The organism is Prochlorococcus marinus str. MIT 0912 (assembly GCF_027359595.1).
GTDB lineage: Bacteria > Cyanobacteriota > Cyanobacteriia > PCC-6307 > Cyanobiaceae > Prochlorococcus_B > Prochlorococcus_B marinus_C.
This window is the reverse complement of the sequence record NZ_CP114783.1, coordinates 927,242-946,741: the sequence shown is the minus strand read 5'-3', so window position 1 is coordinate 946,741 and position 19,500 is coordinate 927,242. Positions and strand designations below refer to the sequence as shown.

Annotated in this window: 22 protein-coding genes; 10 read left to right on the top strand and 12 right to left on the bottom strand. The window is 36.4% G+C overall.

The genetic code is table 11. The features are described 5' to 3' along the window. Positions 1-13: 13 nt before the first annotated feature. The 4 genes from O5640_RS05780 to O5640_RS05765 are packed head-to-tail and all read right to left on the bottom strand — an operon-like array spanning position 14 to position 4,606. Positions 14-1,714 carry an NAD+ synthase gene (locus O5640_RS05780; protein ID WP_269613762.1) on the bottom strand — a complete coding sequence of 567 codons (1,701 nt, stop codon included), beginning with the start codon at positions 1,712-1,714 and terminating at the stop codon, positions 14-16. Continuing rightward, entirely contained in the window at positions 1,714-2,298 is a 585-nt protein-coding gene (locus O5640_RS05775; RefSeq protein ID WP_269613761.1) for a nicotinate-nucleotide adenylyltransferase, read from the bottom strand. The genes O5640_RS05780 and O5640_RS05775 overlap by 1 nt, the downstream gene beginning before the upstream one ends. Further along, positions 2,295-3,617 carry a DUF697 domain-containing protein gene (locus O5640_RS05770; RefSeq protein ID WP_269613759.1) on the bottom strand — a complete coding sequence of 441 codons (1,323 nt, stop codon included), beginning with the start codon at positions 3,615-3,617 and terminating at the stop codon, positions 2,295-2,297. The genes O5640_RS05775 and O5640_RS05770 overlap by 4 nt, the downstream gene beginning before the upstream one ends. After that, complete coding sequence (locus O5640_RS05765) at positions 3,614-4,606, bottom strand: CNNM domain-containing protein (RefSeq protein ID WP_269613758.1); 993 nt, start codon at positions 4,604-4,606, stop codon at positions 3,614-3,616. Before O5640_RS05765 ends, O5640_RS05770 begins: the two co-directional genes overlap by 4 nt. Before the next feature lie 96 nt (positions 4,607-4,702). Here O5640_RS05765 and O5640_RS05760 point away from each other — a divergent pair, with 96 nt between their 5' ends. Further along, positions 4,703-6,022: an aminopeptidase P N-terminal domain-containing protein gene (locus tag O5640_RS05760; RefSeq protein WP_269613757.1), complete on the top strand. Its 1,320-nt coding sequence runs from the start codon at positions 4,703-4,705 to the stop codon at positions 6,020-6,022. Positions 6,023-6,223: 201 nt separating this feature from the next. Then, positions 6,224-6,724: a 30S ribosomal protein PSRP-3 gene (locus O5640_RS05755; protein ID WP_269613756.1), complete on the top strand. Its 501-nt coding sequence runs from the start codon at positions 6,224-6,226 to the stop codon at positions 6,722-6,724. A gap of 51 nt (positions 6,725-6,775) precedes the next feature. On the opposite strand, the gene atpC is transcribed toward O5640_RS05755, so the two are convergent. Further along, positions 6,776-7,183: an ATP synthase F1 subunit epsilon gene (gene atpC, locus O5640_RS05750; RefSeq protein WP_269613755.1), complete on the bottom strand. Its 408-nt coding sequence runs from the start codon at positions 7,181-7,183 to the stop codon at positions 6,776-6,778. Positions 7,184-7,239: 56 nt separating this feature from the next. Beyond that, the gene (gene atpD, locus O5640_RS05745; protein ID WP_269613807.1) at positions 7,240-8,706 is read right to left on the bottom strand and encodes a F0F1 ATP synthase subunit beta; all 1,467 of its coding nucleotides are present in this window, start codon (positions 8,704-8,706) and stop codon (positions 7,240-7,242) included. Between the two features lie 223 nt (positions 8,707-8,929). Here atpD and groES point away from each other — a divergent pair, with 223 nt between their 5' ends. Both groES and groL read left to right on the top strand, forming a co-directional pair. Next, positions 8,930-9,241: a co-chaperone GroES gene (groES, locus tag O5640_RS05740; protein ID WP_011295315.1), complete on the top strand. Its 312-nt coding sequence runs from the start codon at positions 8,930-8,932 to the stop codon at positions 9,239-9,241. 62 nt (positions 9,242-9,303) lie between these two features. Continuing rightward, positions 9,304-10,935: a chaperonin GroEL gene (groL, locus tag O5640_RS05735; protein ID WP_269613753.1), complete on the top strand. Its 1,632-nt coding sequence runs from the start codon at positions 9,304-9,306 to the stop codon at positions 10,933-10,935. Between the two features lie 277 nt (positions 10,936-11,212). On the opposite strand, the gene secG is transcribed toward groL, so the two are convergent. Further along, positions 11,213-11,443, bottom strand: a complete 231-nt coding sequence (gene secG / locus O5640_RS05730; protein ID WP_269613752.1) for a preprotein translocase subunit SecG — start codon at positions 11,441-11,443, stop codon at positions 11,213-11,215. Between the two features lie 10 nt (positions 11,444-11,453). Next, the gene (gene gpmI, locus O5640_RS05725; RefSeq protein ID WP_269613750.1) at positions 11,454-13,079 is read right to left on the bottom strand and encodes a 2,3-bisphosphoglycerate-independent phosphoglycerate mutase; all 1,626 of its coding nucleotides are present in this window, start codon (positions 13,077-13,079) and stop codon (positions 11,454-11,456) included. A 161-nt stretch (positions 13,080-13,240) separates the two neighbouring features. Here gpmI and pyrR point away from each other — a divergent pair, with 161 nt between their 5' ends. Then, on the top strand, positions 13,241-13,789 hold the full coding sequence (gene pyrR, locus O5640_RS05720; protein WP_269613749.1) for a bifunctional pyr operon transcriptional regulator/uracil phosphoribosyltransferase PyrR: 549 nt from the start codon (positions 13,241-13,243) through the stop codon (positions 13,787-13,789). Positions 13,790-13,830: 41 nt separating this feature from the next. Here the strand turns inward: pyrR and O5640_RS05715 are convergent, their stop codons facing one another. Beyond that, positions 13,831-15,459 carry an Hsp70 family protein gene (locus O5640_RS05715; RefSeq protein WP_269613748.1) on the bottom strand — a complete coding sequence of 543 codons (1,629 nt, stop codon included), beginning with the start codon at positions 15,457-15,459 and terminating at the stop codon, positions 13,831-13,833. Between the two features lie 146 nt (positions 15,460-15,605). Between O5640_RS05715 and O5640_RS05710 the strand changes: the two genes are divergently transcribed. From O5640_RS05710 to O5640_RS05700, 3 genes are all read left to right on the top strand, one after another. Further along, positions 15,606-15,839 carry a DNA-directed RNA polymerase subunit omega gene (locus O5640_RS05710; RefSeq protein WP_158467134.1) on the top strand — a complete coding sequence of 78 codons (234 nt, stop codon included), beginning with the start codon at positions 15,606-15,608 and terminating at the stop codon, positions 15,837-15,839. Then, entirely contained in the window at positions 15,840-16,220 is a 381-nt protein-coding gene (locus tag O5640_RS05705) for a DUF1818 family protein (RefSeq protein WP_269613746.1), read from the top strand. 304 nt (positions 16,221-16,524) lie between these two features. Continuing rightward, entirely contained in the window at positions 16,525-16,788 is a 264-nt protein-coding gene (locus O5640_RS05700) for a DUF2811 domain-containing protein (protein WP_269613745.1), read from the top strand. 1 nt (position 16,789) lies between these two features. On the opposite strand, the gene O5640_RS05695 is transcribed toward O5640_RS05700, so the two are convergent. Continuing rightward, the gene (locus O5640_RS05695) at positions 16,790-17,257 is read right to left on the bottom strand and encodes an EVE domain-containing protein (protein WP_269613743.1); all 468 of its coding nucleotides are present in this window, start codon (positions 17,255-17,257) and stop codon (positions 16,790-16,792) included. Positions 17,258-17,612: 355 nt separating this feature from the next. Continuing rightward, positions 17,613-17,774: a hypothetical protein gene (locus tag O5640_RS10850; RefSeq protein WP_420063701.1), complete on the bottom strand. Its 162-nt coding sequence runs from the start codon at positions 17,772-17,774 to the stop codon at positions 17,613-17,615. A 27-nt stretch (positions 17,775-17,801) separates the two neighbouring features. Here O5640_RS10850 and O5640_RS05685 point away from each other — a divergent pair, with 27 nt between their 5' ends. Beyond that, positions 17,802-17,975 (top strand): hypothetical protein, encoded by a 174-nt coding sequence (locus O5640_RS05685; RefSeq protein ID WP_269613729.1) that lies wholly within the window; start codon positions 17,802-17,804, stop codon positions 17,973-17,975. Positions 17,976-18,061: 86 nt separating this feature from the next. On the opposite strand, the gene O5640_RS05680 is transcribed toward O5640_RS05685, so the two are convergent. Then, on the bottom strand, positions 18,062-18,940 hold the full coding sequence (locus O5640_RS05680) for a hypothetical protein (protein WP_269613727.1): 879 nt from the start codon (positions 18,938-18,940) through the stop codon (positions 18,062-18,064). Positions 18,941-19,135: 195 nt separating this feature from the next. Between O5640_RS05680 and O5640_RS05675 the strand changes: the two genes are divergently transcribed. Continuing rightward, entirely contained in the window at positions 19,136-19,399 is a 264-nt protein-coding gene (locus O5640_RS05675) for a hypothetical protein (protein ID WP_269613726.1), read from the top strand. Positions 19,400-19,500: the final 101 nt, after the last annotated feature.

Here is a 19,500-nt window from a genome sequence, read left to right as displayed (position 1 = left end):
TGAATTTAAGGATTTATCTTGATGCTATTGGCTTTTTCCACCCACTTCCAAACGCTTGATTAGTGATTTTCAATAAAGGAGGTGCTTGATAACGTTTGAACTCAGCGTTCTTTAATAAATTGGCTACTTCATGAACAATTTTTTTATCAAATCCTTTTTCTATTAAAACTTCAGTGGGTAAGTGCTGTTCAATCAATCCTTTTAGTATTGGATCAAGAGTAAAATAATCCGGCAAAGAGTCGCTATCTAATTGTTCTGGGCGTAATTCAGCACTGGGAGGCTTGTTCCTTATTTCAGAGCCTATAATTTCTCCTGTTTCAGGGAGAAAAAAATCATTTCTACAACTGAATGACGATTCACTGTCTATCCAATTACATAGATCAAATACGCTTGTCTTGTAAAGATCTCCAATGACAGACAATCCTCCATTCATGTCTCCGTAAAGAGTGCAGTATCCTACGGCCAGTTCTGATTTGTTTCCTGTAGATAGAAGCAAATGTTTTTGTTGATTTGCTAGAGCCATCAATATTGTTCCTCTAATACGAGATTGTAGATTCTCAGCTGTAATACCGGTTGGTATTCCCCCTGTTGAATTAGATAAAACATAGTTAAAACTATTCATTACGTCTGAGATCGGAATCCTCCGATAATGTATTCTAAGTCGATTAGCTAATGTCGTTGCATCTTCTACAGACCCTGCTGAACTCCATGGAGATGGCATTAAAATCGCATGAACTTTAGAGATGCCTAATGCTGCTACTGCAATAGTCGCTACTAGAGCTGAGTCGATACCCCCACTTAATCCAATAATCGCACTGTCGAAATTACATTTTCTTGCATAATCTTTAACTCCAAGAACTAAAGCTCTGAAAAGAACTTCTTGTGATGATGGGTATTTGCTTGATATCGAAAGTTGTTGTTTGAGGGAAGATATGTCACAAAGACCAACTGACTCTTCAAAGGCAGGTAGTTCTTGTTGTAACTTGCCTTTTTTATTAAGCAAAAAACTAGAACCGTCAAAGATTAATTCATCATTTCCTCCTACTTGATTGACATAGACCACCGGGCATGAAAGACGAACAGCTGCTTTAGCTGCTATTCGTTGGCGTAATACACCTTTCGATTCAATAAATGGAGAAGCTGAAAGATTGATAAGTAAGTCTAATTTTTCTTTTTCCAGGGACTTAATAGGATCTTGCCCTATAATCTTTTTATTTTGTAGGCTTTGCTCAACCCATATATCTTCACAAATAGTTATTCCGATCTTCCAAAGTTTTTCTTGGTTATTAAAATTTAAAATACTACTATTTTCTGCAGAACGAAAATAACGTTTTTCATCAAAAACATCGTAAGTTGGTAGGAGTTGCTTCCTCGCTACGACTCTCCAATTACCTTTTTCTAAAATAACAACTGAATTATAAAGTTTCGGAATTTCTATATCTGGAGTTGGTTCTGCGATACCAATTAATACAGATAAGTTGTGACTAAGGTTACTTAACCTTTTACTTAATTTGTTTAGGATATCTTTCTGTTCTTCGTAAAGTTTTGGATTAAATAATAAGTCTTTAGGAGGGTAGCCGATCAAAGAAAGCTCTGGTGTTATGACTAGATCCACATCCTCGTTTTTGATCTCTTTACATACTTCAAATATTTTCTCGGCATTACCATCAAGATCTCCAATGATGGGATTGAGTTGGGCTAATGCTAATTTCATTATTTTTTATCTGCTAAACCGTATAGATTCTCTTCAAGCAATATTGGTATAAGTTCTTGAGGGATAAGACCTTCTTGAGGTCTCTCTCTAAAATTTGAACTGGATGATTTAGGTATACGAAAAGGTAATAGGTCAACTTCACCGCCAAGTTTTTTAATTTCCTCTAATTGTTGATCACTAATTGGCCATCCATCTCTCATTGCGATAGCTATTGTTGCTTTATTGAGAATAGACTTGGCATTAAGCCATTTTGGAACTTGAACAGCTAAATCACTACCAATTACAAAACTAAAACTTGCTTCAGGCCAAAGTTGGAAAGCTTTTTTTAGAGTATGAATCGTCCTAGGGCTACTCAATTCTTGAATTAGTTCTAATTTAGGATGTGATATCTTTTTTACCAGAATTCTTAAAAGCTGAGTTCTTTTTAGAAGTGGAATTTGATGCTTTTTATCCGGGTTATCACTTGCCCATGTTATAACTTTTGGAAAAAATCTTGTTAATTCATTCAACAAGGCCTCGTGACCCAAAGTGGGTGGATCTGCACTGGTACCAAATAAGGCTATTGAGTTAATTTTGGCTTTCATGGCAATAAATAATTTTTATTTTTTGCCGTACTTGATGTAAGGAGTGTACAGTCACCAACCATTATTCTTAAGTCTGTATTTTTTTTGAGAAGATACTTCAACATTAATCGAGGTTGCCCATCTCTTTTATTTGTAGAATTAAGAAATTTATAAGTTGCGAGACGACCTATGAGTTTTGTTGCATGAATCGCAAGAGCTGCTTGTACAATGGCTATTGGAGCAGTAGGGGCAAGGGTTAATCCTCCAGTAAGAGGTGCAGTAAGAATCAGTATTTGCTTTAAAATATTTAAAGTAATTTGTATTCCTATTTGAGCACCCCCTAGTAATGAATTTTGAAAACTAAGCTTTTTAACTAATTGCCTGGCAGAGGGACCACCTACTTCTAAACCATATAATTTACTTAATTGGATAACAAGGGCACTATCAAAAGCAAACCCTGTAAAAAGATCAATCATTAAAAAAGGATTAATTACTATTCCTGAGGCTTTTAAAGTTGCATATTTGCCTATTAAAGCTTGTGCTTTTTTTCTCTTTCTCAGTATTCGATTCTCCTTAAGTGATTTGTAGAATTGGTCTGCAATTCTTAGACTATTTATACAAAGAAGAAATTCACCACTTTGATCAATAATTTCTTTAAGTTCGTTCTTTAGAATATCAACTTTAGGCATTTTTTGTTCACTTCTAACTGTACCATTTTGTTTTATTTTTGCTTCTCGTGGAGATGACGATACCAGATGAATTTTGACTTGTTTTTTGCAAAATGATAATTTTCTGTGAATACTTGAAAGAATTAGTTTTGTCTCTTCTGTGTTCCATTGATCACAGCGATTTAAGACTAATAGTATCGGTTTTTTTTGCCTTAATAGCTCTTCGATGGAATTCAAGTCTATGCGAGTTATGTCACTATCAATTACAAATAGAATTAAATCTGTATCTAAGACATAATTAAAATTTATTTCTTCTTTGTTGATATTATTGATTTCATCTATACCTGGTGAGTCTATTAGTTTAACCTTGTTTAAACTTTTAAATCTTTTGTCCCATGTATAAGATTTGAACTCCTTTGTATTCCCGTTTAGTATGTCGGTGGGAAATATTTGCTTTTCAATTAATGCATTTAATAAGCTTGATTTCCCAACTCCAACACGGCCATATACTGATATCTGTAGTTCTTTTTTTTCTAATTTTTTTATTTGAAAATCTATTTGATTTAAAACGGTTTCGAATTTTGTTCTCTCATAATTAGTAAGATTTAAATTTTTCTTCCATTTATTAATTAAAAAGTTGCATTTTGTCGGTGTATCTTTTTTATTAATCATGTTTTAGATTTCCCCCACCAACCAGCTAATACTGCTAAGACCGCTTCTGCTCCTACCAATCCAACAAATCCTCCAAACTCATCTACAACGACTCTGACTCCTTTTTTGTCTTCATTAAATCCAAGAAGTAATCTATCTACTCTAATCATTTCGGGCACAAACTCTACATTTTCGCTTAGCTCGTACGGAGTTAGGTGGGAGTCTCCTCGAAGTAAAGAGGTTAAGAGTTTTTCACGGTTGGCGACGCCAACTACCTTGTCTACCTCTTCACCTAAAACTACCCACCAAGTTGAATTATTCTCTAATAAGTTTGATCTGACAGATTGAAGAGATACTCTTCCTGGGAGTGTAGGGGCAGCAACTCTCGGAGTCATAAGATCTTTAGCCGTAAGATCATTGAGCTGAAAAACCTTGGATATCATTGCAGCTTCATCTGCTTCAATTTGACCGATTTGAGAGCCAAGTATAGCCATTTGTCTTATTTCTTCTTCGTCTGTTGTTAGCTCACTCTTGGCAGTGATGATTGGCAATAGACGTTCTAGAAATATTAGCAATGGTCTCATTATTATACTTAAGAAATCCAGAATAGGAGCGCTAGTTAAACTGATTTGCAATGCAAGTCTTGTACCAAGAGCTTTGGGTACAATTTCTCCAAGAAGTAAAACAAGAATGGTCAGGCCAATCGAAAATATTGGCATTAGATATCCGATTCGATTTTGGAAAATGAAACTTGCGTAGCTACCAACCATTAGACTTCCAAAAATATTGAAACTATTATTAGCAATTGTTACGACAGTTAAAGTCCTCCCAAGTCTGTGGCGTAATTTTTCCAATCTTTTAGCGCCTAAAACTTTTGGACTTCTTCTTGCTAGCTCATGCACGTGTAATGGATTAACAGCCAATAGCGCTGCTTCTATTCCTGAGCACATTGCGGAACCAATTAAAACAACCGCAACAAGAGCAGTTAAGAGCAGAATGTCTTGGGTCATCCCCTAGAGATTTTTTAAATAGTAAGGATCTTTTGCTTTTATTTTTCCACTAAGTTAGTTCTCTTGCCATCCTTAATAGTAAATAGGAGTATTTTTGTGGCTGATTCAAGTATTTTTCGTCGCCGTAGAGACATATTTTTGTCACATTTAGGTTCTCATGCCGCTGTCATCCCAGCGGCAGAATTAGTTACTCATCATGCGGATTGTGAGTACCCATTCCGTCAAAATAGTGATTTTTGGTACTTAACTGGCTTTGACGAGCCAAATGCAGTGGCTTTGTTTTTGCCTCATAAACCCAAGGGAGAACAATATGTACTTTTCGTCTTACCCAAAGAGTCTGGTGCAGAAGTTTGGACAGGCTTTAGGTGGGGAACAAAAGGAGTTTTAGATAATTTCGATGTTGATATATCTCATCCTTTGAATGAATTGCCAAACCTTTTGCCTCATTATTTAAAAGGAGCCGAAGGGATTGCTTTTCGAGTTGGGAAATATCCACATTTGGAGCCTTTGGTTTTAAAAACTTGGTCTGAGCATTTGCAAAAACTTCCTAGAAGTGGCTCCGCTCCATTGTCCATGATTGCGCCTTGCCCAATACTTCATGATCTAAGACTTCGTAAGGATGATTTTGAGATAGAAAGAATGCGTATTGCATCAAAAATTTCTGCAGAGGGCCATGAAATAGTTAGAGAATTTGCCCGCCCGGGAATGAATGAGAGAGATTTGCAAGCTCAAATAGAAAAATACTTTCTTGAAAAAGGTACAAGGGGACCTGCTTATGGTTCAATAATTGCTTCAGGAGACAATGCATGTGTACTTCATTACACGGCAAATAATTCACTCATAAGAGATGGAGATCTTGTCTTGATAGATGCTGGTTGCTCTTTGGATGATTACTACAATGGCGACATAACAAGAACCTTTCCTGCTAATGGTAAATTTTCTGGAGAACAAAAGGCTTTATACGAAATTACTCTCATAGCTCAAGAAGCCGCAATTCAATGTGTTCGCCCTGGTGATAACGCTGAGAATGTTCATATGACTGCCTTGAAGCAACTTGTTGAGGGCTTAGTTGATATTGGCTTGCTAGTTGGTGAAGTAGATTCGATTATTGAACAAGAAGCTTACTCTCATTTGTATATGCATCGAACCGGCCATTGGTTAGGTCTAGATGTACATGATGTAGGGGCATATCGTTTAGGTGATTATCATCTGAAGCTAGAACCTGGAATGGTTTTAACAGTGGAACCTGGTATTTACATTAGTGACCGTTTAGCAGTACCTGAGGGTCAGCCTGAGATAGATGAAAGATGGAAAGGCATTGGAATTCGCATTGAAGATGATGTTCTAGTAACCAAAGATTCTGTAGAAGTTTTGAGTTGTGGTGCGACTAAGAATTTGGTTGATTTGGAAAATTGATTGAATTTATTTAGAAAATTTCTAAGAAAATCTGTTTAATTAAATTGTCCATGATGAATGTATTTTCCCAAATAGTTTGCTACTTCCATAACTCCATCATTATCGAATAGTAGAAAACCTTTTGAATTCCTACTCTAGTAATTCAAATAGGTCCTAGTTCCTGTTAAGTTAGTATTTTGTTAGCTAGTTGAAAACTTAGAAATGATGGTTTCTGAAGAGGCTGGTACTGTTCAAGAAGATTTAACAAGTACTGAGGCAAGCACACAAACTGAAAATCAAGAGAAAATTAGTTCTGAAGAGACAAAATCAGGTCGACCAAGCGCACTTGGAGGTGCTGCAGCATTAGCAACTGCAACTATTGATGCAGATGGAGTACCTTCTGGCCATACACCAAAGGCAGATGAGGGGAGGTTTTTGCTGAAAATTCTTTGGTTGCCAGACAACGTAGCTTTGGCTGTTGATCAAATTGTTGGAGGAGGACCTAGCCCACTTACAGCCTATTTCTTTTGGCCAAGAGAGGATGCATGGGAAACACTAAAGTCTCAATTAGAAGAAAAAAGTTGGATTACTGATAATGAAAGAGTGGAAGTACTAAATAAAGCAACAGAGGTTATTAATTATTGGCAAGAGGAAGGTAAAGGAAAGACCTTAGAACAAGCCAAAGTTAAATTTCCTGATGTAACTTTCTGCGGTACTGCATAAAAAACACTTGAACAAAATTTTTGTTCAGGGAGAAAAGATTATTTGAAACTTTTAGTCAGATTTTGAAGCATTAAACCAAGCTTTAGCTTTGTTTAATGCTTCTTGGGCTTTGATTTTTTCAGGGGAAGTTTCTTGATCCTTAGTTTGACTTAGTTGATTTTTTGCTTGTTCTAATTCAGCTTCAGCTTTAGCAGAGTCAATATTTTTTCCCATCTCAGCTTTATTTACTAAAACTGTAACTTCATTGGATTCAACTTCTGCGAAGCCCCCACTTAGTGCTATTGAATCCCAATTACCGTTTTTTAAAACCCTTAATACACCAAAATCAATAGCAGTAACCATTGAAATGTGACCAGGCAATACTCCCAATAGCCCAGTAGTGCTTGGAAGTATTATTTCATCAGCGGTATCATCAAATACGCTCTGATCAGGAGCAAGAACTCGTAGAGTTAAAGACATTTCTTGTGGATTTTAGAAAAACGTTGACTGAAGGTGATTTAGTAGGAAAACAGATTTTAAGCTTTTGCTTCAGATTCTATTTTTTCTGCTTTAGCCTTAACTTCCTCAATACTTCCAACAAGATAGAAAGCTTGCTCAGGTAGATGGTCTAGCTCTCCTGCAAGAATCATATTGAATCCTTTGATTGTGTCCTCTAATTTCACATATTTACCCGACATACCTGTGAAAATTTCAGCAACAAAGAAAGGCTGAGATAGGAATTTCTCGATTTTGCGGGCACGATCTACTGTCTTTCTATCTTCTTCAGATAGTTCGTCTAATCCTAAAATAGCAATGATATCCTGCAATTCTTTGTATCTTTGAAGTGTTGATTGAACTGCTCTTGCAGTGCGATAATGCTCATCACCAACAACAGATGGCTGCAACATGGTGCTTGTTGAGTCAAGTGGATCAACTGCAGGATAAATACCCTTAGCTGCAAGAGCTCTTGCTAGAACAGTAGTTGCATCTAAATGAGCAAAAGTTGTAGCAGGCGCTGGATCTGTTAAGTCGTCAGCAGGAACATAAACAGCTTGAATTGAGGTGATGGAACCCTCAAGAGTTGAGGTAATCCTCTCCTGAAGCTCTCCTACATCAGTTCCTAATGTCGGTTGATATCCAACCGCTGATGGCATACGACCTAGCAATGCAGATACTTCGGATCCAGCCTGAACAAATCTGAAAATATTATCAATGAACAAAAGAACATCTTGCTTGTTTACATCACGGAAATGCTCTGCCATCGTCAATGCTGATAGGCCGACTCTCATCCTTGCGCCAGGTGGCTCATTCATTTGACCAAAGCACAAGGCTACTTTTGACTTGGTTAGATCTTCTGAATTGATCACTCCAGATTCTTTAAATTCTTCATATAAATCGTTACCTTCTCTTGTTCTTTCTCCAACTCCACCAAAAACTGATACGCCTCCATGTTCTTTAGCAATATTGTTAATGAGTTCTTGGATTAAAACAGTTTTCCCTACACCAGCTCCTCCAAATAACCCTACTTTTCCACCTTGGCGGTATGGAGCAAGCAAATCAATAACTTTAATGCCAGTTTCAAATACTTTTGGTTTGGTTTCTAAGTCTGTAAGGCTTGGAGCTGAACGATGAATTGGTGAAGTTGTTACGTTCTTAAGGTCGCCCTGCTCATCAACTGGTTCTCCAAGGACATTGAAAATTCTTCCAAGGGTCGCTTCACCAACAGGTACAGAAATGGGCGCTCCAGTGTCTACAGCTTCCATACCTCTAACTAATCCATCAGTTCCGCTCATAGCAACGGCTCTAACGCGATGATCACCTAGTAGTTGTTGAACTTCTGCAGTCAGTGCGACATCTTGCCCGGCAGGATTCTTCCCCTCAATCCTTAATGCATTAAGGATTGAGGGAAGTTTGCCAGCTGGAAATTCAACATCTAAAACAGGACCAATTACTTGGCGAACAATACCCTTAGTTCCAACAGTAGCGGTAGCAGAAGCGGCCATAAGATAACTAAAACTTTGTGAGCATGCTCTGATTTGCATACCCTTATCAGCGGCTTAGACTACCACTTCACAGGCATTTTTTTTTAGTGTTCGGTCAACCGCACAGAATATATGTGGTCTAGAGCGTACTTAGATGCATAAATTAATACCGTTGGTAATGAGTAATACTCTTTATCGAGTCAGCGCTAAGCGCTTTTTGTTTTTTTTGCTACTGCACTAATTTATGGCAGCTGTATCTCTCAGCGTCTCCACTGTTAAGCCACTTGGAGATCGTGTATTTGTAAAAGTTTCTGAATCAGAAGAGAAGACGGCGGGTGGCATATTGCTTCCCGACACTGCTAAAGAGAAACCACAAGTCGGTGAAGTTGCTCAGGTTGGTCCTGGAAAACGTAACGAGGATGGTTCACGTCAATCTCCTGAAGTAAGTGTTGGAGACAAGGTTCTCTACAGCAAGTACGCAGGTACTGATATCAAACTTGGCAGCGATGAATACGTACTTCTCTCTGAGAAAGATATTCTGGCTGTTGTCAATTAAAACTCAGCTTTTGCTGAAGTCCAAACCAAAAAACTTTTTGAAATTAAAGGAAATCGCCTCTTATGGCTAAGCGCATCATTTACAACGAGCAAGCCCGCCGTGCACTCGAGCGAGGTATTGACATTTTGGCTGAATCAGTAGCAGTCACCTTAGGGCCGAAAGGTCGTAATGTTGTTCTCGAGAAAAAGTTTGGTGCACCTCAAATAATCAATGATGGTGTAACAATCGCTAAAGAAATAGAACTCGAAGATCACATTGAAAACACAGGAGTTGCTCTAATACGTCAAGCCGCATCAAAAACTAATGATGCTGCTGGAGATGGAACTACCACTGCAACTGTTCTTGCTCATGCAATGGTAAAAGCTGGTTTAAAAAATGTTGCAGCAGGAGCAAATGCAATCACTTTGAAAAAAGGAATTGATAAGGCAACTGAATTTCTGGTTGAAAAAATAAAAGATCATTCCAAGCCCATTAGTGACAGTAATGCAATTGCTCAATGTGGCACTATTGCTGCTGGTAATGATGAAGAAGTTGGCAAAATGATTGCTGATGCAATGGATAAAGTTGGTAAGGAGGGGGTTATCTCTTTAGAAGAAGGCAAGTCAATGACCACTGAGTTAGAGGTCACTGAAGGAATGCGTTTTGATAAAGGATATATCTCTCCTTACTTCGCAACTGATACTGAGAGAATGGAAGCAGTGTTGGATGAGCCTTACATACTTCTTACTGACAAAAAAATAGGTCTGGTTCAGGATCTTGTTCCAGTTTTAGAACAAGTTGCTAAGACTGGTAAACCTCTTTTAATAATTGCTGAAGACATAGAAAAAGAAGCTTTAGCCACATTAGTTGTTAATAGGCTTAGAGGTGTCTTAAACGTTGCAGCTGTTAAAGCACCTGGCTTTGGAGATCGTAGAAAAGCGATGCTTGAAGATATGGCTGTTCTTACTAATGGCCAGCTCATTACTGAGGATGCAGGCTTAAAACTTGAGAATGCTACTCTTGATATGCTTGGCACTTCTAGGAGAGTCACAATTAATAAGGACACATCCACAATTGTTGCTGAAGGTAATGAATTAGCTGTTAATGCTAGATGTGAACAAATCAAGAAGCAGATGGATGAGACAGACTCAACCTATGACAAGGAAAAGCTTCAAGAAAGATTAGCTAAATTATCTGGTGGAGTTGCTGTAGTGAAGGTTGGTGCTGCAACTGAGACTGAGATGAAAGATAAGAAACTTCGATTAGAAGATGCAATTAATGCAACTAAAGCTGCAGTTGAAGAAGGAATTGTTCCCGGTGGTGGCACTACACTCGCTCATTTAGCTCCTGCATTGGCCGATTGGTCCTCCTCAAACCTCTCTGGAGAGGAATTAATCGGAGCAAATATAGTTGAAGCTGCTCTTACTTCTCCACTAATGCGTATAGCTGAGAATGCTGGGGCTAATGGAGCAGTTGTTGCCGAAAACGTTAAATCCAAGCCGGTAAATGATGGGTACAACGCTGCAACTGGTGAGTATGTGGATATGCTTTCTGCTGGAATTGTTGATCCAGCAAAGGTAACTCGTTCAGGTTTGCAAAATGCTGCTTCAATAGCAGGAATGGTCCTTACAACTGAATGTATAGTAGCCGACTTGCCTGAGAAGAAAGAAGCTTCCCCAGCAGGTGGTGGAATGGGTGGTGATTTTGATTACTGATTAATTTCAGCATTTAGTCTAACTTTGATTTCAATAAGGGACTGGGTTTATGCCCAGTCTTTTTTTATAGTCAAATAAATGTTCAGAACATTTCCTCAACACTTCCTCGATACAAAAGCAATTGATTATCTTTTAGGACAAAGTCCTCAACATATTTCGTAAAGACATAACCTATACGAGGGATAGATTGAGGCTGCGATTAAGAAATAATGATAATCAATTCCATTAATTAATTATTTCCCTTCAATTAAATAGGGTTTAACAAACGTTTGAAAATTTATTTTAACCATCCGGCACTAAGAACAACAGCAAGGGTTAAAAACAAGATAAGACATGTCCAAGTCGCTCTATTTAAAGTCGATTCTGCACTACTGGCACTTGTGAACATAGAGCTTCCGCTAGATGCTAATCCACCCATTCCATCACCTTTTGGGCTATGAAGAAGAACTAATAGTATTAGAAACACTCCTGAAATTGCCCATGCCCAAGATAAAAGTGGAATGATCATTTTTTATTTATTATGCGGGTTGAGGAATAAGGTTTGACTTTTTAGGTAAATTGATTGGTTCAATAAGTGTTGAGCCAGTCATTGCTTTAGGTTTTGGCAAGTTTAGTAGGTGTAGGAGGGTGGGAGCTAAATCAGATAAACCACCTCCGAACTCTCTCAGTTTTATGTCATTGCCATATCCTTTTAATTTACGTTTTTCGCCCTCTACAAGTATAACTGGCACAGGATTTGTTGTATGAGCAGTCCATGGTTGACCATCTGGTCCTAACATCATTTCGGAATTGCCATGATCAGCTGTTATTAGAAGTGATCCGCCTAACTTGCCTATTGAATTTAATAATTTTCCAACACAGCTATCAACTTTTTCATTAGCTTTAATAGCTGCCTCTAGGATTCCGGAATGACCAACCATATCAGGATTGGCAAAATTAATTACCACTAACGAGTAAGTTCCAGTTTCAATTGCTTTTATGCAACTTTCAGTTAGCTCGTCTGCTGACATCTCTGGTTGTAGATCATAAGTTGCAACTCTTGGAGATGGAACAAGATGTCTTACCTCTCCTTTTAATGGCTTTTCAATACCTCCATTCAAAAAATATGTTACGTGAGGATATTTCTCTGTTTCAGCGGTCCGATATTGCTTTAGTCCATGATTCGAGACTACTTGACCTAATAAATCATTCAGTGGCTCAGGTGGAAAAGCAACTGATACGGGAAGACCAGACTCATATTGAGTAAAAGTTAGTAAGTCAATATCTATTTTGTTCTTTCTCTCAAAGCCATCAAAATCTTTTAACTTAAGAGCCTTTACTAATTGCCTAGCTCTGTCGGGGCGAAAATTAAAAAATACCACTCCATCTCCATCATTTAAGAAAGAGGGGGAAAGCCTAATAGGTTCAATAAATTCATCTGTGATTCCTTCTTCATAGCTTTTCTCTAAACACTTTTGTGCGGAAAGATTGCTAACAATAAAGTCTGGATCAGTAAGTAATTCATAAGCTTTTAAAGTCCTTTCCCATCTATTGTCTCGATCCATAGCCCAATATCTTCCGCAAATTGAAGAAATTTCTCCTACACCAGTTACCTTGATTGTTTCTTCTATTTTCTCTATATATTTTGCAGCACTTTTTGCTGAGGTGTCTCTTCCATCAGTAAAAAGGTGTAATGAGACATTTGCTAATTCTTTCTCAGCAGCCCATTGCATTAAACCGCACAAATGATTGATATGGCTGTGGACCCCTCCATCTGAGCAAAGTCCCATGATATGAAGAGTTCCCCCTCTATTTTTTAAAGTTTTAGAAAATTCATTAAGAGCATTATTTTCAATTAATTTATTTTCTTTAACTGTATTAGATATACGGACTAATTCTTGCTGAATTATTCTCCCAGCTCCGATAGTTAGATGTCCAACTTCGGAGTTCCCCATTTGATTATCTGGTAGCCCAACATCTGCACCGCTTGCTTCAATAAGAGTGTGTGGGTAGGCATGCCATAAAGCATCCATTACAGGTGTAGATGCTTGTTTAATAGAATTGTGATTAGTTTCTTCAGAATGCCCCCAACCATCAAGTATCGCCAATACCACTGGGGCTACATTCCCTTTGCTTATTGAAACAGCGGCGTTACTGCTTGACATTCAAAGAAATTGGTTGCTAACAATGTTTCTAATTAATCTTAAATTACTTCCTAATAGGTAAACAGGCTAATACTTTGATGTTTGGTTAGCTTTTCCCTATTAGATTGAAAAAGTATTTCAGCTATTCCTAAGAAAAAATAAAATTTTTAGGATTTTAAAAGATGCCAGATGAAGCAGTAAAAAAAGAGATAGAAATCCTCTCAAAGAAAGAACTTGATAGAACCATAAAAAGATTGGCTTCTCAAATTTTGGAAAAGATTCCAAATATTCGTTCTTTATTGCTAGTTGGAATACCAACTAGGGGAGTTTATTTATCTAAATTTCTATCAAAATATCTAGAGGAATTATCTGGTCAGCCAGTCGAAAATGGTTGTTTAGATCCTACTTTTCATAGAGATGACCTTGCTAAGATTGGTACTAGAATTGCACAAGTGACTAATTTACCTTCTTCTGTTGATGATAGAGAGGTTGTTTTGATTGATGATGTTATATATACAGGTAGAACGATTAAGGCAGCATTAGAAGCCTTGAATTCATGGGGCAGGGCAAGAAGAATTACGCTTCTAGCGATGGTAGATCGGGGCCATAGAGAAGTTCCCATTCAACCAGACTTTTGTGGGCGTGTAGTTCCAACTAGTAAAGACGAGACTATAGATCTTAGATTGAATGAAATTGATGGAGAGGAGGGTATCTTTTTGTGTAAAAAATAACTATAAATCTATAGTTGATTAATATTAAAAAAATATGGTAATTATCTAATTTGCCCAAGATTTTGAATTGTTATCTTATTGTTATTTCGTAAATCAATGCCTTCAACTTCAAGTTGACACTTGTCATTAATATTAAACATTAGTTTAATACAATCCTGACCAATTTCACCGGGAGGATCAAGGGAAATTGAAATAAGACTATTATTTAACCTCTTTATTTTATCCTTAGACTCTATTGTTTTCAAAGTTGGTATTCCATTAATATAAATAATCTCATTAGACCCTTCTTCCTGAGGTTCTCCGATAACTAAATCTAAACTTAATTGATTATTTATACTTGCAGCTAAAACTATTTCTAAAGGTTTATTTGTTGGCCATGTTTGACCTGCTAGAAAAAGAGGATGCCAAATATGCTTTTCATTTTTTTTATTCCAGCATCTTAAGCTGATGCCTTTATTAAGGACATCTTTTACTTGAACACCTGGAGTGAGATGTAATGCTCCCAATGCAATTGCTTCAATAGGTGGAGGAGTTAAAAAAGGGATGGAATTACAGAGCTCACCTAAATAATTTTTAATTAAAGGTATTCGAGATCCTCCTCCGACTAATACAACACTATCAAGAGCTTTTAATTCAAATGAATTTCGTTTTGCGACATTAATTGTTTGATTGAATAGCTTTTGAATACTTTTTAAGAGTCCATTTTCTATCAGTAATTCTTCTAATCCTTTTTTAGATAGTTTTAAAAACTTTTCTTCACATTGATCATTTTGTACTTTTTTAGTGATAACAAATGTCTCTTTTATATTTGTATTACTTAATTCACATTTTAGTGCTTCTGCCTGTCTTAAGATTGCATTGGTTGGATTTTCTTTTGGCAATAAATAATTACATATCCATCGGTCTATATCTTTACCACCTATTCGAAGCCCTGATTTTCCTAGAACTTTTGCAGTGCGAAGAACTTGTGTACTTTTACCCTCTAAATTATTGCCATCAAATCTGACAAGTTGAGCAATTGGTGCAGCTTTCCCTTCCCCTCCTTCTAACGCAACAATTGACATATCAATTGTACTGCCTCCAAAATCTAAAACTAGTAATGTTGAACCAGGTTCAAGTCCAGCTCCCATCGCAGCAGCAGTAGGTTCATCCACTAATGCAATTTCTTTTACATCTAATGAATTACATACATTTACCAACCAAGTTTTATATTCAAGATAAGTATCTACTGGAGCAGTTAAGACTAATCGTTTGATGTTTACCTTTTCCGAGACTTTTTCCCAAATATTGTGAATTAAAATCTCTCCTGCTTTTTCTGGGGAGATTTTTGAATCATATATAGGCTGAATTTCGGTAGCTCCTATCCATCTTTTAAAATCTTGACTCAAGTTATTTTCTTTTGAGTTAATTAGGTTTAAATCTATAATTTCTTGTCCAATTAAATAGTATTCTTTTTCTCCTTCTACTGATTTCCAAATTAAGCTAGGTATCTCTCCCGGAGCGCGACTAATTGGAGGTAGATTTAAAAGTTCAGGGGGTTGGCCATTCTCTTTTTGAAAAACAACCACAGTTGTAGAACTCCCTAAATCTATGGCTAATGTTCCAAAATCCTTTTTATTGATTTCTTGTTGATGTGATTTTTCGAATGGATCAATTTTAATTTTTTCCATCTTTCTTTGTGAACTTTGAATAGGTTTAACAAGAATCAATCAATAGAAAGTGAGTCTAGAAAAACTAACGCCAGTGTTATTATTTGGCGAAAAATATTGAAATGAGCAATTCTCTCCTAGAATAAAGCAACATCAAAGTTTTAAGTGTGATTAAGTCAGGTTCAGGAGTTAATTCCAAGGATTTAGCAAAAAGAGGCGAGAGTCTTATCAGACATTCCACTAATCGCTACCTCACTACTGTGAGGATTGCTTTTAGAGCAAAACAAAGAAGATTTGATGATTTTGATGGACTTCTAGAGGAATCAACAGTCAAGCCAGTACAAAGAGCCATAATTGAACTAAGTGATGAACAAGATCAGCCCGATCTATTACCCGGTTAGGTGATTAAAAAAGAAGGTCCGGGTTGGAGAATAATTAGAGATTCATCAAGAAACAACTTTTCTACGCTTATAGGAGGAGAATTTTGGGCAATAGAATTGAACAAATATGAGTGGGAAAATTTAGTTAAGGTGATAATAGATCTGTCTGATCAGTACAAATCAGTAAAAGATCAATTGATGGGAGATGAGAATATAACTTTGGAATTAGAACGTAGCCCTTGGTTTGCAATTTTGAAGGGTGATCAATATGGATGGGATCTCAGATTGATTTTGAGTGCAAGCGGGTTAATAAATAGAGGGGCAGAGGTTTATTGGCCTAGAAATGTGACTAACCATGTTTCTAATGCAATGAGAACAATGTGGGATTCAGACTATTTGTGAGAGAACTTAACTAAAAGTTTTTCAAATTTTTCCCCAATTTCACGTCAAAACAACTCACATCTTTTCCACAGGATTTGCCGAAACAACAAGTCTCTTCCTGACTTCTGTGGAAAAAGATCGAATTTGACGGCTTTGATTAGGCTTGCAAATCATAAGAGTACCAAGGATAAGCAAAAATTATAGATTTTCCCGGAAAGTAGTTGGGTGCTTGATCTGAGAGTGAGACGCCCCGAGAAAATGTTTTTTATAGATTTGATTTTGAGAGTAGTTTGCGGATGAATTAAATCTTCTAAAAGCCTTTTAAATGAAAAATATTGATTTTATGGAAGAAAAAAGCTCGATTCAAAGTTCGGAAGTTATGGAATCTGAGGACACAATTAGTTTTCAAACAGAAATACCAAAGCAAATTCAACAAGCTATGAAAGTTTATATTGAGAAACATCCTAATTGGGATCAATACAGGCTTTTGCAGGCTGCACTAGCCGGTTTTTTGATCCAAAACGGTATTAGTTCAAGATTGATAACACGTCTTTATATTGGGAATATGTTTGGATCTCATTCTTTTTGAATTAATTTTTCTTGAGCTTTTTTAGAAGATCTAAAGCGATATTTTTATTAATTGGCATAATTGAAAGCCTGTTACCTTTACGAACTAGCGTTAGTTCATCAGACGTATAAGTTTCAGATAGCTCCTTTAAAGTAATCATATTTTTAAATTCACAGATATATTTAGTTTTCACACAATCCCAACGAGGTTTATTACGTGTTGATTTTTTGTCAAAGTACTTTGAATTTTCATCAAACTGAAATGGGTCGATTAAGTTTGTCTCAATAATTTCCATTAAACCAACTATTCCAGGGGGCTTTGTATTTGAATGATAAAAAAAAGCTTGATCGCCAATTTTCATTGACCTCATAAAGTTTCTAGCTTGATAATTTCGAATTCCATCCCAGAGAGTTTCTTCTTCCTTTTGTAAATCTTTAATGCTGTAAGCATCTGGCTCACTTTTCATTAGCCAGTAGTTAATCTCAGTCATAGTCTGTAATCTTAGTGATTCTTGATGGTTGGAATGGAGTTGGAATGAAACCTCATTCTTCCATCTCTTTTCTTTACTCTATCTAATCAGGTTTTTATTACTAATAACTAACAAATCAGATTTTTTTTCTGTGATTTGTAAGATCGACTCAATTATTTTTGAAAATAAGTGAATATTATTTAGTCCTCTAGCGGCTTCGTTGCAGGGGCGAGGAGGAATCTGTCTTTCGTTTTCATTCCTATCGCTACTAAGAAATTTGCCTTCATGAATATTGCCACACTTTGGACGAGGTGACGAGGAATATAAAAGTCTGGTCTTGATTGCTTCTATAGATGAACTCGATTGCTAATGTACTTTATGCTTCCTCGTCATCAGTGATCGTTAAAGTAGCCGTATCGTCAGAGAAGGTGGAGTTAGTTGCATTGGTGAGAGTAATGGTTGCAGTTTCTGTGTTCTCATCTGTTGAGTCAGCAAGGATAGGAACATTGAAGGTTCCTGAGGTAGCACCTGCAGAGATAGTTAGGGAGCCGGATGTCCTGCCATAATGGTCGTAGGTGCCTTGTTTGCAACTGTTATCATTGGCGCAGTTGGTGCTGAGAAAGCCGTCAATCCCGGTGGTTTTAAATCTTCTTTTGGTTTAAATGACAAAAAAGAAAGAAGAATCAAAAGCAAGAAGAAAACTAATCAAAATTTGTATACAATAATTTATTACCCATAACAATCTGAAGATGATTTGCCCTGTTTTTGCGGGGCATTTTTTTATGCGATTTTGTTAATTTATTTTATATATTTCTTTAGAGTAGTTTATTTATCTTCATTATTTTCTTCTTCAGGTTCGATAACTTTTACTCCACTAAATAATAATTTGCCATCTTCAACCCAACTATAATCGGGTAAAGAATAATCGCTCATTTGACCATGGAAAACTAATTTGTTCAAATTCCCACACTCATCTTTATGATATGCATCAATAACAGTTGTTTTTAAATTATTAGCTTTCTTGCTGTCTAAAGGAATAACAGTATCTTTAAGCCAAAAATCATCTGCATCAACAAATCTAAAACGTATCTGATTATCTTTCCCCTTGATTAAGCTGAGCATTCTCTCTCCTCTAAGTTTTGCACTTAGATTTGAATCTATTGACTCAATAGATTCGCACATAGGATTAGTTACATTATCTGAGATGTCTTTCAATGAAATTGCAATTCTATAAAGCATACTTCTCTCACGAAGTCTATATTTAATTTTTGCATTAACTTTGTAGTCTTTAAATGTAGTATTTTTCTCGAAAATCTGCTCGGATCGTATATCTTCTTTGTTGATACTAGGAGTTAATAAACCTTCAGCTAAAGATCTTTCTTTCTCTAAAGCTGCTTGACGCTTTGCTTCTTCAATTCTAGCTTTTTCCTTTGATTTTTCTCTTTCGCTACGAACTTTATTCTCTGAGTTCTCGTCCATTTTTACAAATCTCATTTCTCCTTCTTTTCCTTCAATCCAACCATAAATATCTCCTGTTTTTTTATCTGATAAAATTTCAAAATCTGTTATATTTTCTATTCTTTTATTGTCAATTGGTTTGAAGTTTTCAGCTGCTTTTGGAATTGAGAGGAAAATCGCTAGACCACTACCTCCTAAAGCAACCCATGGAATTATATTTCTAGGAAAATTTGAGAAATTTGTCATTTTTAATTATAGTTAGATTAGAAATTTTATAAAAACCTACTATACGAGCTAGATTTTCTATTAATCATTTTTAACATCTTCAATCTTTGTAAGATAAAATGTTACTATCAAAAAATACATTAAATATTGATAATGAAAATTAGAGCAAGGATATTTTTTAAACTATTTTTCTTAAGTAGTGTTTTATACCTGCCCGTGATTGCGGCAGACTCCCCACCTGTATGGACAACGGCACAAGCAAAAGGACCAACCGGATCAGCTTTTTTTAAGACCGTTGACCAACGTAATAGAGATTTAGCTAAGCGTCAGGATTGTATAAATAAGAAGACAGGTAATGCCATTGCTGGAGCTGCCTTTGGAGGGATTTTAGGCAAAAAGATTTTTGGAGGGAATTCAGGTGCGGCAATTGGTGCAGCAGCAGGAGGAGCTATTGGTGCTTCATCTGGGCCTGACTGTTGATTGTATTCAATACATTTAATATATAAAAAAATAAACTTTAGCTTTGGGATGAATTAATAGTATGCCTTTTGAATGTAGGATAAAAAAATATACTTTTATCT